This is a genomic window from Corynebacterium canis (assembly GCF_030408595.1).
Taxonomy (GTDB): domain Bacteria; phylum Actinomycetota; class Actinomycetes; order Mycobacteriales; family Mycobacteriaceae; genus Corynebacterium; species Corynebacterium canis.
This window is the reverse complement of record NZ_CP047080.1, coordinates 1,004,855-1,020,196: the sequence shown is the minus strand read 5'-3', so window position 1 is coordinate 1,020,196 and position 15,342 is coordinate 1,004,855. Positions and strand designations below refer to the sequence as shown.

General features: G+C 60.4%; 12 protein-coding genes and 1 tRNA gene. 5 read left to right on the top strand and 8 right to left on the bottom strand.

The window, feature by feature from the left end; translation table 11 throughout:
• Positions 1-8: 8 nt before the first annotated feature.
• From CCANI_RS04500 to CCANI_RS04475, 6 genes are all read right to left on the bottom strand, one after another.
• Entirely contained in the window at positions 9-974 is a 966-nt protein-coding gene (locus CCANI_RS04500; RefSeq protein WP_146324960.1) for a Ppx/GppA phosphatase family protein, read from the bottom strand.
• Entirely contained in the window at positions 971-1,534 is a 564-nt protein-coding gene (locus CCANI_RS04495) for a DUF501 domain-containing protein (protein ID WP_146324958.1), read from the bottom strand. The genes CCANI_RS04500 and CCANI_RS04495 overlap by 4 nt, the downstream gene beginning before the upstream one ends.
• Positions 1,535-1,603: 69 nt before the next feature.
• Positions 1,604-2,182, bottom strand: coding sequence for an FtsB family cell division protein (locus CCANI_RS04490; protein ID WP_146324956.1), 579 nt, complete (start codon positions 2,180-2,182; stop codon positions 1,604-1,606).
• 139 nt (positions 2,183-2,321) lie between these two features.
• On the bottom strand, positions 2,322-3,599 hold the full coding sequence (gene eno / locus CCANI_RS04485) for a phosphopyruvate hydratase (RefSeq protein ID WP_146324954.1): 1,278 nt from the start codon (positions 3,597-3,599) through the stop codon (positions 2,322-2,324).
• A 208-nt stretch (positions 3,600-3,807) separates the two neighbouring features.
• Entirely contained in the window at positions 3,808-4,536 is a 729-nt protein-coding gene (locus CCANI_RS04480; protein WP_146324952.1) for a lytic transglycosylase domain-containing protein, read from the bottom strand.
• Between the two features lie 44 nt (positions 4,537-4,580).
• Positions 4,581-5,168, bottom strand: coding sequence for a MazG nucleotide pyrophosphohydrolase domain-containing protein (locus CCANI_RS04475; protein WP_146324950.1), 588 nt, complete (start codon positions 5,166-5,168; stop codon positions 4,581-4,583).
• A 57-nt stretch (positions 5,169-5,225) separates the two neighbouring features.
• On the opposite strand from CCANI_RS04475, the gene CCANI_RS04470 reads away from it, so the two are divergent.
• The 4 genes from CCANI_RS04470 to efeB all read left to right on the top strand — a co-directional run bounded on the left by CCANI_RS04470 (position 5,226) and on the right by efeB (position 10,178).
• Positions 5,226-6,707, top strand: a complete 1,482-nt coding sequence (locus CCANI_RS04470; protein ID WP_146324948.1) for an amino acid permease — start codon at positions 5,226-5,228, stop codon at positions 6,705-6,707.
• Between the two features lie 261 nt (positions 6,708-6,968).
• Positions 6,969-7,799: an iron uptake transporter permease EfeU gene (gene efeU, locus CCANI_RS04465; RefSeq protein ID WP_146324946.1), complete on the top strand. Its 831-nt coding sequence runs from the start codon at positions 6,969-6,971 to the stop codon at positions 7,797-7,799.
• Entirely contained in the window at positions 7,792-8,925 is a 1,134-nt protein-coding gene (efeO, locus tag CCANI_RS04460) for an iron uptake system protein EfeO (protein ID WP_146324944.1), read from the top strand. The genes efeU and efeO overlap by 8 nt, the downstream gene beginning before the upstream one ends.
• Positions 8,925-10,178, top strand: a complete 1,254-nt coding sequence (gene efeB, locus CCANI_RS04455) for an iron uptake transporter deferrochelatase/peroxidase subunit (protein WP_146324942.1) — start codon at positions 8,925-8,927, stop codon at positions 10,176-10,178. The genes efeO and efeB overlap by 1 nt, the downstream gene beginning before the upstream one ends.
• Here efeB and mfd read toward each other — a convergent pair.
• Positions 10,175-13,897: a transcription-repair coupling factor gene (gene mfd / locus CCANI_RS04450; protein ID WP_146324962.1), complete on the bottom strand. Its 3,723-nt coding sequence runs from the start codon at positions 13,895-13,897 to the stop codon at positions 10,175-10,177. The two genes, efeB and mfd, sit on opposite strands and share 4 nt — an antisense overlap.
• A 21-nt stretch (positions 13,898-13,918) precedes the next feature.
• Positions 13,919-14,572, bottom strand: a complete 654-nt coding sequence (locus CCANI_RS04445; RefSeq protein ID WP_146324940.1) for a TetR/AcrR family transcriptional regulator — start codon at positions 14,570-14,572, stop codon at positions 13,919-13,921.
• 123 nt (positions 14,573-14,695) lie between these two features.
• Here CCANI_RS04445 and CCANI_RS04440 point away from each other — a divergent pair.
• Positions 14,696-14,767: transfer RNA gene (locus CCANI_RS04440), tRNA-Gln, on the top strand.
• Positions 14,768-15,342: the final 575 nt, after the last annotated feature.

Below are 15,342 nucleotides of genomic sequence, written 5' to 3'. Positions count from 1 at the left end.
CGTGTAGTTTAGCGCATCATGGCCGCTCGTTCCGAAAGCCCAGCAATCATGCCGTCCAGGATGTCTTTTTCGGAGACAAGCAAGGAGGAAACACCGGCATGTTGCTCGGCCATATTGAGGATCCCTTGCACGATGATGCTGCCGCCGGCGATCACATCGGCGCGGCCGGGGTGGATCACCGGATTGGCGGCACGCTGTTCGGTGGTTTCGGTGACGAGGTGGCGGGCAAGGAGGCGCAGGGCGTCGAAACGCAATTCGGCGTTGTGGATGGCCTTGGGGTCATACTCTTCGAGGCCGAGGGCGAGGGCGGCAAGCGTGGTAAAGGTGCCCGCGCAGCCGACGAAGGTGCGGGCCTTGGCGACGGGCACAAGTTCGCAAACCTCTTCGAGGCAGGCTTCGACGTAATTGGCGGCGAGTTCGATTTCCTCGTCGCAGGGCGGGTTATGGCCGAGAATGCGTTCGGTAAGCCTGACGCAGCCCATTTGGGCGCTGTGGGCGCCGTGGATCGTGCCGTCGTGATCGCCGACAATGCATTCGGTAGAGCCGCCGCCGAGGTCGATAACGCAGAACGGACCCTGGGCGGGATCGAGGTCCGCGACGGCGCCACGGAAGGACAGGGCCGCCTCCTCCTCGCCCGAAATGACCTCGGCGCAATAGCCGGGGCGAATGCAGCCAAGGACCTCGGCAGTCATGCGGAAGAAGGCGTCCTTATTGGCGGCGTCGCGGGTGGCGGAAGTGGCGACCATGCGGACGTCGCTCACCCGGTACTCCAACATGAGATCGGCATAAGTTTCTAATACCGCGCGGGTGCGGGCCAGCGCCGCGGCGGACAGGTTGCCGGTCTCATCCACGCCTTCGCCCAAACGTACGATCTCCATGGTGCGGACGAGTTCGGTGGTTTGGCCATTGTCCACCTGGGAAATCAACAGCCGCAGCGAATTCGTGCCGCAATCGATGGCTGCATATCGGCTCATGGATGCACCTCCGCGTTCGAAAAATCAAAATCCTCTAAAGTAATGCCGAGCTCCGCACAGGTGGGCCAATCGGCGGGAATAGCGGTGCCGCGCAAATGAGCATGCTCGGCGGCTAAGGCGACGGCCTCCGTGCCGAGGCGGACGCGATCCGGACCCTCCGCCAATGCGTAGGCGATCAGCACGTGAAGGCATTTAACGCGGTCCGGCATGCCGCCGCCGGAGAATTCGGTGCCAAGATCCTCGATGGCGTTGCGCTGGGCGAGGTAATGCTCGTGGGCGCGCTGATAATCCGCCCGTAAATCTGGGTCCTCGGCGAGGCGCTGCGTCATCTGCTTCATCACATGCGCGACCTCTAACCGAGACGCCTCGGCGGTAAGTCGGGGGTCCGTGAGGTAATACAGGGTGGGAAAGGGTGTTCCATCGTCGAGGCGGGGCGCGGTCTTGACCACACCGGGCGCGCCATCCGGGCACCTGTACGAAATCTCTAATACGCCGCGAGGGGTGCGGCCCAATTGGTTGGCAACGGCAGCGATATCAGCAGGATCTACATAAGCACTCATAATCATTCTCTTTCACCTGTGAAAAATAATGAGTGTAATGCATCCGTGCAAATGCGCGAATCGACGCCGCTAAGGGGCAGGCTCCGGCGGCGGGGCCTCCGTCGGCGAGATAGGCAGCCGGCTCACCTCGCTGGTGGCCGGGGCCTCCTCGGTGGGAGTGCCAATCAGGTAATCGGTGTCCTCGGTGGCAATGGATTCCCAAAGCAGGTTGTACCAGGGGCGTTGCTGGTCTTCCTCGGCCTGCGTATTGCCGGTGGAAGACTCGGCCTCAAGCTCGGGGCTTAGGATACGGAACGCGGTCTCACCGGGTTCGATCACGCCGAGGCGAACCCGCGCCTGCTCCTTTAAAAAGGCCTCAGACTTATACTTTTCCAGCTCGCCGATCAGGCGCTGCTTCTCCGCCTCTTTGGCCTCAATGCTGGCGGTAACGCGAGCGATATCGCTGCGCTGCTGGAAGAAATTCCGCAGTGGCATGCCGATCATCACCAGGACAACGATGGAGACAGCAACAAGCACACCGATCTCGGTAGCACCCAAACGAATGCGGCGTTTTTGGGGTGGCTTTTGCGGCGACTGCGCCGCCGGCTTTCGAGAACCCGTTCGGCGATACGTCACTGGTTGCACCCGGCGATGTACTGTTCGTTCCATAGAACTCTCATCCTAGATGCTTCCCCGCCCGATGCCGAGGAGGCACGCAATATAAAAATCCCGGCAGGTGGTGAAACCTACCGGGATTTTTACCTCAAACGGGCACTCCCGAACCCTCGGCCCTTTTCAGCTTAGGCGCTTACTTGCTGTAGCGGGGGAAGGCGTCGCGGCCGGCGTATACCGCGGCGTCGCCAAGAATCTGTTCAATGCGCAGCAGCTGGTTGTACTTTGCCACGCGCTCAGAGCGGGCGGGGGCACCGGTCTTGATCTGGCCACAGTTCAGGGCGACGGCCAGGTCCGCGATCGTGGTGTCCTCGGTCTCGCCGGAGCGGTGGGACATCATGCAGCGGTAGCCATTGCGGTGGGCGAGCTCCACGGCGTCGAAAGTCTCGGTCAGGGTGCCAATCTGGTTCACCTTCACGAGCAGGGCGTTGGCAGCCTTCTTGGCGATGCCCTCCTTGAGGCGCTCCGGGTTGGTCACAAAGAAGTCATCGCCGACGATCTGGACCTTGTCGCCGATGGCGGCGGTCAGGGCGGTGTAGCCCTCCCAATCGTCTTCCTGTAGCGGGTCCTCGATGGAAACGATCGGGTACTCCTCGATGAGCTGCTTATACACCTCGATCATTTCCTCGGCGGTGTGCTCGCCGCCTTCGAAGTGGTACTTGCCGTCCTTGTAGAACTCGGAGGAAGCAACGTCAAGGGCGAGGGCAACATCGTCGCCGAGCTTGTAGCCGGACTTGTTAATCGCCTCCACGATCAGGTCCAGCGCCGCCTTGGTGGATTCGACAGAAGGTGCGAAACCACCCTCGTCGCCGAGGCCGGTGGAAAGGCCCTTGTCCTTCACCACGGACTTCAGGGTGTGGTACACCTCGGCACCCATGCGCAGGGCCTCAGCGAAGGACTCCGCGCCGATCGGGGCGATCATAAACTCCTGGACATCCACGCCGGAGTCAGCGTGCGCGCCGCCGTTGACGATGTTCATCATCGGCACGGGCAGGACGTGGGCGTTCGGGCCACCCACATAACGGAACAGCTCCAGATTGGCGGAATCCGCGGCGGCCTTGGCGGCGGCCATGGAAACACCGAGGATGGCGTTGGCGCCCAAGCGGGACTTGTTCGGGGTGCCATCAAGCTCGATCATCTTTTGGTCAATGACGCGCTGATCATCAGCCTCGACCCCGGCGAGGGCGTCAGCGATCTCCTCGTTTACATTTTCGACGGCCTTGAGCACACCCTTGCCCAGATAGCGGTCGCCGCCATCACGGAGTTCGTGGGCTTCGTGCACACCAGTGGATGCGCCCGAAGGAACGCCGGCGACACCCTGAGAACCATCGTCGAGGAAGACTTCGCATTCCACGGTGGGGTTGCCGCGGGAATCCAGAATCTCTCGAGCAAAAACGTGCATAATTTCAGCCACAATGGCCTCCTATATGAATTGACAATTGATGTGAATTTGTCTGCGCGGATGTCACCGACACCATTCCAGTCTCCCATCTATGATGCCCGATCGGAAACAATCGGGCGTGAGATAGATGCCACACTTTTTGAGTGGTTGTGCACCAACCGCACTTATCAATCAATTGTGGCACGAAATCATCGCGCGTGAGGGCCGACAGTGGCCCCACTCACACCGGCGGCTGGCGTAGCGCATATGCTCCTGCGGCGTCCCGCACATTAATCAGGTACTCCTCCGAGAAGTTGTACGAACGGATGGCTTCGGCCCACCCCTGCGGGGTTGCCAAATCGCGGCCGTTTGCACACAACAGGTTCGCCGCGCCCAATGCCGCATCGTCGATTTGGTGCGGATTTGCCGTGCCATCGCCGTCCGCATCGCGCCCATATCTGTTCCACGATTCGGGAATAAATTGCATGGGACCGACAGCACGATCGAATTGTGAATCGTTGTCCAAGGCGCCGCCATCGGTGTCCGGAACCTCCGCAAACCCCGGAGAGCCATCCAAGGGAACACCAATAATCGAAGGCACCGCGACGCCGTTTTCATCCAGATGACTGCCCCCGAATAGGTTGCCCGAATAGGTGCCGTGCCGCGTTTCCACAAACCCGATACCCGCAAGAGTATTCCAACGCAGATGGCACTCCGGCCAACTCTCCGCGGCGATCAGTTCCGCGTTCCCATAGGCCTCCAAGGCGGCCACCGAAATCCCGGTATCCGCCGCTAGGGGTTCCGCCCAAAAGGCCAGCTTCTGGGAGGTTCTCCCGGCAGCGTGCACGTCGATGGCGGGCACGGCCTCACCACCGGCAGGAGGGACGTCAGCAGGCACGGGCCGCAATTGCCTGATCGGCGCGGAACCATCCAAAAACGTGAGCGACCACCCCACAAAAGATATCACCATGATAATGGCCAAAACTGCAGCGCAACCCCAACCAACCACACGATTCACTGAGTTTTGCCTGCTTCCCATGCTTCCGTTTGCACCTCGATCGGAACTAACCCGGTGGAACCATCGAAAAGGTACGGCGCTCGGGCACGCATCTTCGCCACGAACGCGGCCGCGACGTCATCAAACGCAAAATCCTCCGCAAGCTCGGCATGAAACAGCACTTGGAGCAGCACATCGGCAAGCTCGTCGCGCAGGTTTTCCGCATTTCCGGAGCGCACCGCGGCGTCGAACTCCGCCGTTTCCTCGTGCAGGTACGGCAATAAAGATATGTGGGTTTGTGCCCGTTCCCATTCGCCACGCGCCACGGCTTGTCGCATGACAGACACCGCCCGCGCCACCGGAGACGGCCCCCCCGCCCGCAGCACGCGCTCCCCCCGCGCAATGCGCGCCGCTGCGTCCGGCTCGGAGGCGTCCATGGCTAGCAAGAGCTCACCGCCAGCAACCCTGTGTACCCCCAATTGTGCGAGTGCGATTCGAACGTCTGTTGGTACCTGCGGAGTGTACGCAATACTTTCGCGGTGCCGCGAAACAACATCAAGGGGCATACACGAGGGATACTTAGCATCCAACAGGAGAACCGACATGCGGCGATTGTACATGGATTCGCGCTTGGGAAATGACTAGTCAGGCACCTAGGGTTAGTGAACGTGACTACTACAACAGGCGACCATAAGGTGCGCGTTTGGACACTCGTGTCCCTTATCATAGGCTCCACCATCGGAACCGGAATTTTCGCACTCCCCCAAAACGCTGGCTCCGTCGCTGGCCCCGGCGCGATGCTGATCGGCTGGTGCATCGCCGGCGTCGGCATGCTTTCCATCGCATTTGTCTTCCAAATTCTGGCTGTGCGCAAACCCTACCTCGATTCTGGTGTGTACTCCTATGTCCGCGCCGGGCTCGGGGATTTCGTCGGCTTCGCGTCCGCCTGGGGCTATTGGCTCGGCAGCGTTATCGCACAGGTGGGCTACGCCACCTTGTTCTTTTCCACGCTGGGCCATTACGTGCCGCTGTTTTCCGCAGACAATCGGTGGACCTCCGCAATCGCCGTTTCATTGCTCACCTGGCTTATCTTCCTTGGGCTTACCCGCGGCATCCGCCAGGCCGCATTAATGAATGTAGTCACCACGGTAGCAAAGTTGCTCCCTATTTTAGTGTTTGTGGTCTTGGTCGCCTTCCTGGGGTTTAGTTGGGACCGGCTCACCCTAGACCTGTGGGCCGAGGACGGCGGCGTGGGCAGCGTGATGGACCAGATTAAGGGCATGATGCTGTTTACAGTGTGGACGTTTATCGGCGTCGAGGGCGCCAGCGTGTATTCGAAGCAAGCGCGCACGCGTAACGACGTCGGGCGGGCCACCGTGATTGGGTTTACCGCCGTGCTCGCACTCTTGGTCACCGTAGCCACGCTTTCCTATGGGGTGCTGTCCCGCGAGGAGCTTGCCGCCCTGCCCGATAATGCCATGGCCGGGGTGCTGGAGGCCGTGGTCGGGTCGTGGGGCGGTGCGCTGATTTCCTTTGGCCTGTGCCTATCCGTGCTGGGGGCGTACGTTTCCTGGCAGATGCTGTGCGCCGAGCCTATTGCGCTTATGGCTTACGACGGCCTGCTTCCCAAACGCCTCGGGAAAGCCAATAGCGCCGGCGCGCCGATCTACGCGCAGCTTGTTTCCACCATTGTGATCCAGCTTTCCGTGATCGTGTTCTTTGTCAACGAGACCACCTATGTGTCCATGGTGCAATTGGCCACGATGATGTATCTGCTGCCCTATATTTTCTCGGCGTTCTATCTGGTGCTGCTGGCCACGCGCGGGCGGGGTGTGACGCACCCGCACGCCGGCGAGCGCTTTGATGATTCGGGGCCCGAGATTTCCGGCCGCGATAATACCCGCCACCTTGTGGTGGGCGCGATCGCCACGGTGTATTCGCTGTGGTTGTTCTACGCGGCGGACCCCACCTATTTATTGTTTGGTGCCTTATTGGTTATTCCTGGTTTCGTGCCTTATATCTGGACCCGTGTGCGCGCCGGGGAGCGGATCTTTAATACATTCGAATGGGTGATCGTGGTGCTGATTATCGTCGGCGCGGTAACGGCTGTGTATGGGTTAAGCGTCGGTTCACTCACTTTGTAGCTGAAAAACAATTTCAAATAGCGCGATATAAAGCCGCCCTAATTGGGTTTCAATACATTGAAGTTTTTTCTTCGCATTTCACGCCTTTGAGTTTTCTAGTGCATGCAAATTACAAGTGGGGGTAATTTGCATTGCTGCTATTTCACCTACCGCTTTTCTCGTAGGTTAGGTAAGTGTATCCTCATGAAAATGGTGCACATTTGTTCATACGAAAGTTGCACCATAAACCCACGTCGATACATATCTGGGCGGATAAAGTACATGCTATTTGCCAATTTCCTTATTGGTCTTCGCGAGGGCCTGGAAGCATCCATGGTGGTGATGATTCTCGTCGCCTTCCTCGTGAAAGCCGACCGCAAAGACCAAATGAAATGGGTGTGGTCAGGCGTTGCCGCAGCGATTTGCGCAACAATTGCCACGTTTTTGATCATTCATTACGGAACAAAAACACTTACAAGTCAGGGGCAAGAACTCGTCGGCGGCGTGGCCTCGCTGCTGGCCGTCGTGCTCGTCACGTGGATGCTGCTATGGATGCGCGGCGCCGCGAAGAACATGTCGAAAGAATTAGGCAATCAGCTCGGTAGCGCCATCGCCATCGGGCCGGCCGCCGTCATGTTCGTGGCGTTCACCGCGGTGATCCGCGAAGGTATTGAAACCGCCCTGCTGGTATTCGACACCTTTGCCTACGGCACCAAAACCACGCCCATGCTTGGGCTTGTCCTCGGGATCGCATTGTCCATTGTGCTTGCCACCTGCATGTACTTCGGCGCGATCCGCATTAACCTGCAAGTGTTTTTCAAAACCACGGGGATCTTACTCATCGTCGTCGCCGCTGGCATCCTGCGTTACGGCGTCACGGACCTCCAAGAGGCTGCCGTGCTGCCGGGCTTGAACAGCATCGCCTTCGACATTTCACACATCATCGTCCCAGGAACAACCACCGCAACCCTGCTGGAGGGCATCTTTAACCTGGTACCCGCGCCCACCACGGCGTCGATAATCGCCTGGGCAGCGTACCTGGTTATCGCGTTGGTGCTGTTCCTCAAACCGCCGTCACGGCGCCCATCCCAACAAGGAGTCTCTCATGCGTAAATACCTCTCCCTCACCATCTTGGCGGTGTGTGGCTCCACCTTCCTCGTCAGCTGCGCCGACAAGGTCGATGAATCGGAAACCACGGTGTTTACCGTCGCCGCAAACGATAGTTCGTGCGAAGTGTCCGCAGCGGAAGCCACCACCGGCACCTCCACCTTTGAAGTCACCAACTCCGGCGAAAAAATCACCGAATTCTATGTGTACACCGACGGCGGGCGTGTCATGGGCGAGGTGGAAAACATCGGCCCCGGCGCCACCCGCAAGCTCGTGGTGCAGCTGCCGGATCCGGGCGATTACAAGCTCACCTGCAAGCCCGGCATGGTGGGCGACGGCTTCTCCCAAGCCTTGAAAGTCACCGGCGATTCCATCTCCACCACCGACGGCAATGCCGTGCTCGAGGACGCGGTCGCGGGCTACCTGCGTTACGTGCGTTCGCAAACCCAGGCGCTGCGCTCCGGCACCGATATCTTTATTGAGGCCATTGAAAAGGGCGACGTGGAAGCCGCCAAGAAACAATTCGCCATCGCCCGCACCCCCTACGAGAGAATCGAACCTGTGGCCGAGGCATTCCCGGACGACCTAGACCCCCGCCTCGATGCGCGCGAAGCGGACCTGCAGGAAGGCGACGTGTGGACTGGCTTCCACAAGATTGAAAAGCAGCTCTGGGTGGACGGCAAGATCACCGAGGAAACCAAGAAGGACGCCAAGCAGCTTTCCGACGATATCGATGAGCTGGTCAATGGCGTAGCCGCGGACGACTTTACCGTGTCCCCCGTGCAAATCGCCTCCGGCGCCCAGGGCCTGTTGGATGAGATCGCCACCAGCAAGATCACCGGCGAGGAAGACGTGTTCTCGCACACCGACCTCTACGATTTCCAGGCCAACCTTGACGGCTCCCGCGCCGCCATCTCCTCGCTCGAAAAAGCGATCGAAGAGAAGGATAAGGACCTGCTGGGTGAAATCAATAAGCGCTTTGACAACGTGCAGGAGCTGCTGGACAAGTACCGCGAGGGCGATGGCTTTATTTCCTACGACAAGGTGAACGAATCCGAGCGTAAGGATTTGTCAACCGCCCTCGACGTGCTCACCGAGAAAGTTTCCACCGTCCAAGAAGTTATTTCGTAATGTCTGACGGCCAAGACCATACCGTTTCGCGCCGCGGCTTCCTCACCGGGGCCGGCCTCGGCGCGCTGGGAGCGGCGGGCGTCGCTGGCGGGGCCGCGTGGCTGACCAGCTCCGAAACCGCTGCCGCCGATACCGTCGATTTCGATGGGCCGCACCAGGCCGGCATTGTCACCGACGCGCAGGATCGCATGCACTTCGTGTCCTTCGACGTGATCACCAACAGCCGCGACGAGCTCGAACAAATGTTGCAACGTTGGACAAAGATCGCGCGCCGGATGTGCCGCGGCGAGCAGGCCGAGCCAAACAGCGCCGTGCCCACGAACGAGCTTGCCGTGCCTGGTGATACCGGCGAGGCGCTCGACCTATCCGCGGCGCACCTCACCATCACCGTCGGCTTCGGCCCGACGCTTTTCGACGACCGCTTCAACCTCGCGTCCGCGCGTCCGCCAGAGCTGAACAAACTGCCGCACTTTTCCGGCGATGTTGTCGAAGAAGGCTTGTCCCACGGCGATATTTGCGTCCAGGCCTGCGCCGACGATCCCCAGGTGGCGGTACACGCGGTGCGCATGCTGGCAAAGACCGGCAGCGGTGTGGTCGCGGTCCGATGGAGCCAACTCGGGTTTGGGCGTACCGCCTCCACTTCCCGGGCGCAGCTCACCCCGCGCAATCTTTTCGGCTTTAAGGATGGCACCAATAACCTGAAGTCGGAGGATACAAACCTGATCCAACAGCACGTTTGGGTGCGGGATCCCGGAAGTTGGTTCGATGGCGGCACGTACCTGATTACCAGGCGTATCCGCATGCTGATTGAAAACTGGGACCGCCAGGTTTTGGCCGATCAGGAGGCCACGTTCGGCCGCACCAAGGGCAGCGGCGCCCCGCTCGGGCGGACCGACGAGTTCGACGAACTCCCGCTCGATGAGTACCACGGCACCGAAGGCCCGGTAATCCCGGACACAGCGCATTCCCGGCTGGCCAGTCCGCAGGAAAACGACGGCGCCCGCATGCTCCGCCGCGGCTACAATTTTATCGACGGTTCCGATGGCTTCGGCCACCTCAATGCCGGCCTGTTCTTTATCGCGTTTGTGTCCTCGCCGGATTCGGATTTCATTCCGGTGCAGGCGCGGCTTTCCAAGCGCGATCAAATGAACGAATACGTGCGCTACGAATCCTCCGCGATCTTCGCCTGCCCGCCGGGGGTGCAAGGCGAGGACGACTGGTGGGGCCGCCAATTATTTGAGGAGACCGCCTAGCGCAACCGATATTTACGACGCCGCGCCCTGCGGCGTTCGTCTTCATCGGCGGCGCCGACGCGCAGCCCGGCGAGCGGGTCCCGATCCGCCACCGACACCACGTTGGTGGCGGATTTTTCGCGTTTGCTGCCGTCCACGTTCACCGGGTCCAGTTCAAACATGGTTGCTATGAAATCGGCGACCCATTGCACCAGCTCCACGTCCCGCAATTGCGGGTCCGTTACATTCCGCCCGGCCTTGGGGAAAGGCAGCTGCACCACCTGCGCGGCGGGGCGGTACGTCGCCCCGGGGAACATACGCTTGAGGCGCACTTGCTTTGAATCCGGCAATTCCACCGGGTGCACCTTGATGCGTGTGCCCTGCACACCCACGTCCGTAAGCTTGGCGGCCCGCATCAGGTTCCGCAATCGCGCCACCGCCAACATACGTTCGACTTCCACGGGGATCGGACCGTAGCGGTCCACCATTTCCTCCACCGCTCGGCGCAGCTCCTCCTCGGTGGTTGAGGCCGCGAGTTTCCGGTAGCTTTCCAGCCGCAGCCGTTCCGCATTGATATACGATTCCGGGATGTGCGCGTCCACCGTGAGATCCACGCGGATTTCCTTGGGTTCCTTATCGGTGGCGTCGATGACCTTGCCGTCCGCCAGGGCGCGGAACGCCTCCATCGCCTCCCCGACCAGCCGAACATATAAATCAAAGCCCACGCCTGCGATATGGCCGGATTGCTCCGCGCCGAGCACATTGCCCGCGCCGCGCATTTCCAGGTCCTTCATGGCCACCGCCATGCCCGCGCCCAGATCGTTGTTTTGTGCGATGGTGGCCAGGCGATCGTACGAGGTTTCCGTGAGCGTGGAACCCTTCGGGTACAGGAAATACGCGTAGCCGCGTTCCCGGGAGCGTCCCACCCGCCCCCGCAGCTGGTGCAATTGGGACAGGCCCATATGGTGCGAGTTTTCCACGATCAGGGTGTTGGCGTTCGCGATATCCAGGCCTGTTTCCACGATGGTGGTGCACACCAGCACATCGTATTCCCGATCCCAGAATCCCTGCACCGTATGTTCCAACAGGTCTTCGCTCATTTGTCCGTGCGCGACCACGATGCGCGCCTCGGGCACCAATTCGCGCAGCTCGCGGGCGCGCTTCTCGATGGAAGCCACCTTATTGTGCACATAGAACACCTGTCCGTCGCGCAGCAATTCCCGGCGGATGGCGGCCGCCACCTGTTTATCCTCCTGCGCCCCCACATAGGTAAGCACGGGGTGCCGGTCCTCCGGCGGCGTCAGGATCGTGGACATTTCCCGGATACCCGCCATGGACATTTCCAGGGTGCGCGGGATCGGCGTGGCGGACATGGTGAGCACGTCCACATGGGTGCGCAGCGCCTTGATATGTTCCTTGTGTTCGACTCCGAAGCGCTGCTCCTCATCCACCACCACAAGCCCCAGATTTTTCCATTGAACACCAGTTTGAATCAGCCGATGCGTGCCGATCACCACATCCACCGACCCATCGGCCAGCCCCGCCAAAATCTCCTTCGCCTCTTTATTCGGAGTAAACCGCGATAGCCCCCGAATGGTTACCGGGAAACCATCCATACGCTGCTGGAACGTGGATAGGTGTTGTTGCGCCAGCAGGGTCGTGGGCACGAGTACTGCCACTTGTTTGCCATCCTGCACGGCCTTAAATGCGGCGCGCACCGCCACCTCGGTCTTCCCGTAGCCCACGTCGCCGACGATCACACGATCCATTGGAACCGGGCGTTCCATATCCGCCTTGACGGCGTCGATGGCGGCCATTTGATCCTCGGTTTCCACGTACGGGAAATTGTCCTCCATTTCCCGCTGCCACGGATTATCTACCGAAAATGCGTGCCCCGGCGCGGACTGCCGCTTCGCGTAGAGTTCGATCAGCTCGCCAGCGATTTCGCGCACCGCCGAACGCGCCTTACGCTTGGTGTTTTTCCAATCCGAGCCGCCCATTTTGCTTAAGCTCGGCTTCTCTCCGCCCACATAGCGCGAGAGCAGGTCCAGGCTTTCCATGGGAACAAAGAGTTGATCGCAGGGTTGTCCGCGTTTCGACGCCGCGTACTCCAGCACCACGTATTCCCGCCGCGAAGTGCCGTTCCCAGTGTCGATCGTACGTTCCATCATCTTGAGGAACCTGCCAATGCCGTGGGTTTCGTGCACCACCAAATCCCCCGGGCTGAGCGCCAATGGATCCACCTTGTGGCGGCGGCGCGCGGGCCGCCGCTTGGCACCCGCAATGTCGCCGACTCGGTTGCCGGTGAGGTCTGTTTCGGTGACCACGATCAGCGGCATCACGCCCGCCGCGTCCCGATGCCTGCGCACCTTGGGGAACACCAACCCGGCGTGCGACATCGCCTGATACAGGGTCACCTCGCCGGGGCTGGGCTCCCAACCCGGCGTGGCCACCCGTGTGGGAATGCCCTGCTCTCGAAATCGATCGACCATTCGTTTGATGGCGCCGGCGGCGGGGGCCACATAAGCGGCGCGGCCACCGTCCGTAGTGTGATCCAGCAACATCTTCATCATCTGATCGATCTTGGCTAGGTCCCCGCGCGGGGCTGGGCCCGGCTCAAAATCCAATGGCAGCGTATCGGCATCGTCGGCCTCCATCATGCCCTCGGGCGCGAAGGTCCACCACGTTTGCCCCTTATTCGCCGCCGACACCCGCAACGATTCGTAGGAGCGATAACTGCTGGAGGAAAGATCCAGGCCGGCCGCCGACAATGGCCCATTGGCCCCCATCGCGGCGGCCTCCCAACCTGCCGCGAGGAATTCGGCATCGGTGGCCTCCAGATCCGCGATGCGCCGCCGAATCTTCTCCGGATCGAACAGCAGTACGTGCGTACCTTCCGGAAAGAGATCGGAAACGGGGACAAGCGGGGCGTCGGTAAGCGCGGGGATGAGTGCTTCCATGCCATCGGCTGGTGTGCCATCGGCAAGTTTGGACAACAGTTCTACTAATGCGGGATTGCCCGGATGCCTCACCGCGAGCTCCTCGGCCCGGCTCGCCACCGCCGGGTCAACCAGCAACTCCCGGCAGGAGTAGATCGCCACCTCATCGATCTCAAAATCGGGGATAGCGCGCTGGTCAGCCACGGAAAATGGGCGAATATCGGTGGCCTCATCGCCCCAAAACTCAACGCGGATGGGCAGCTCGGCGGTAGGAGGAAAGACGTCGATAATGCCGCCGCGCGTGGCAAATTCGCCGCGCTTAGCCACCATATCCACGTGCGTATAACCCCTGAACACCAGTTCGCGAGTCAGCTCCGCAAAATCATACTCCTCCCCCTTGCAAATGGTCACCGGTGTGCGCGACTGCTCCACCACCGGCTGGCAAAACGCGCGCGCCGCCATGACAACCACACGCAAGTTCGGAAGATTGGAAAGCACCTCAGCGCGCCGCCCCACCGTATCCGCGCCAGGGCTCATACGTTCGTGCGGGAGGGTTTCCCACGACGGAAACCACGCCACCTTATCCCCAACCATCGCCTTCAACTCGGCGGTCACGTCCTCCGCCTCCCGGCCCGTAGCCGTAACCACCAAAACCGCCGGCGCATGATGCGCCAACACCCCCACAGCCCACGGGCGCACCTGCGGCACCCCCGACACATGCAAATACGGCTCCGCCAGATGGTTCACCATCCCCCGAAACTTCGACTCCGTCGCCGCAACCTTTAACAAACCCGCCAACATGGGGGCCGCCTTCTCAGCCACCTAACACTCCTCCGAAACCACAGTGGTTTCCAACTTCGGGTTCGCCTTCATCCCCGCCAACCCGTTCCAACTCAAATTCACAATATGAGCGGCAACCTCCTCCTTGGAAGGAGTGCGCTCATCCAACCACCACTGCGCCGTCATCGACACCATGCCCACCAGCGCCTGGCCATACAACGTGGCAAACGCCGGATCCAAACCGGAACGCACAAACGCCTGCCCCAAAATATACGAAACCTGCGCAACGGCATCATTCAACATCGTCGAATATGTGTGCTCCCTATTGGGGGCCGGTGCGGGGGCCATCGTCCCGCTCGGGGTCACATCCCGCACCAAGATCTGAAAACCGTCGGTGTGCTCCTCCACATACGTCAACAACGCCAACACCGCGCGCTCAATGCGCTCCCGCGAACTCCCCTGCGCCAGCGACTCCGTAATAACCCCCTCAAGGCGAACCATTTCCCGATCAACAACCACAGCATACAGGCCTTCTTTACCCCCGAAATGCTCGTACACAACAGGCTTGCTTACGCCCGCGCGGGCCGCGATCTCCTCCACGCTCGCGCCTTCAAAACCACGTTCAGCAAACACCGAACGCCCCACACAAATGAGCTGTTCACGGCGTTGCTTGCCCGTCATGCGCTGTTTACCCATGCGTATAACACTAGAGCACCGAAGACAACGAAACATCTGGGGGTCAACCAGCCAATATGCGAAAAGCCGACAATGCGGTATAGTAGTCACCCGAACCGCGCGGTGCTAGCCGCCGACGTTCAATGCCCCATGGTGTAATTGGCAACACTCTGGTTTTTGGTACCAGCTTTCTAGGTTCGAGTCCTGGTGGGGCAGCACAGAAAAATGGCCGCCCGTCTGCGAAAGCGAAGCAGACGGGCGGCTTTTTGCTTGGGGTAATCGACTTGCAGGTAATCGCCTTGTGCGTGGCCTTTCCGACAATCCTTCCTCAAGCGCCGATCGCCAGGTGCACCAGCTTCATGAGCAGCAGGCAATCGGCACGATTGTCGGCGGGCTGATAGGTTGTACGCCACCACCTAGGTCGCCGATGGGGTGTGCGCAATCGCTGACCTGGGCTCGTCTTTCTATTCTTCATTCGGGGGCCTTACGAAGAAATTCCGGACGAATCTTGGCCAAAAACGCCGCAGCTCGTCTTTCCATTCTTCGTTGACCACCCCAAAGAAGAAAATCCGGACGATCGCAGGTCAATGGCTGCACACAACCTATCCGGAGCTGCACGCGACCTAGCGGCGGAAGCGGACGGGAAGACATTCCCAGGCGATAAGGGTCGAGCTTTCTCGAACCAACTTCCTTATCCGGATCTGCCTCAGGCAGATCTAACATGGCAAATTCGGCGTCCTGCGGAAACGCCACCGCGCAGCGGCCTGCGTGTCGAATCTGCCTGAGCGCAG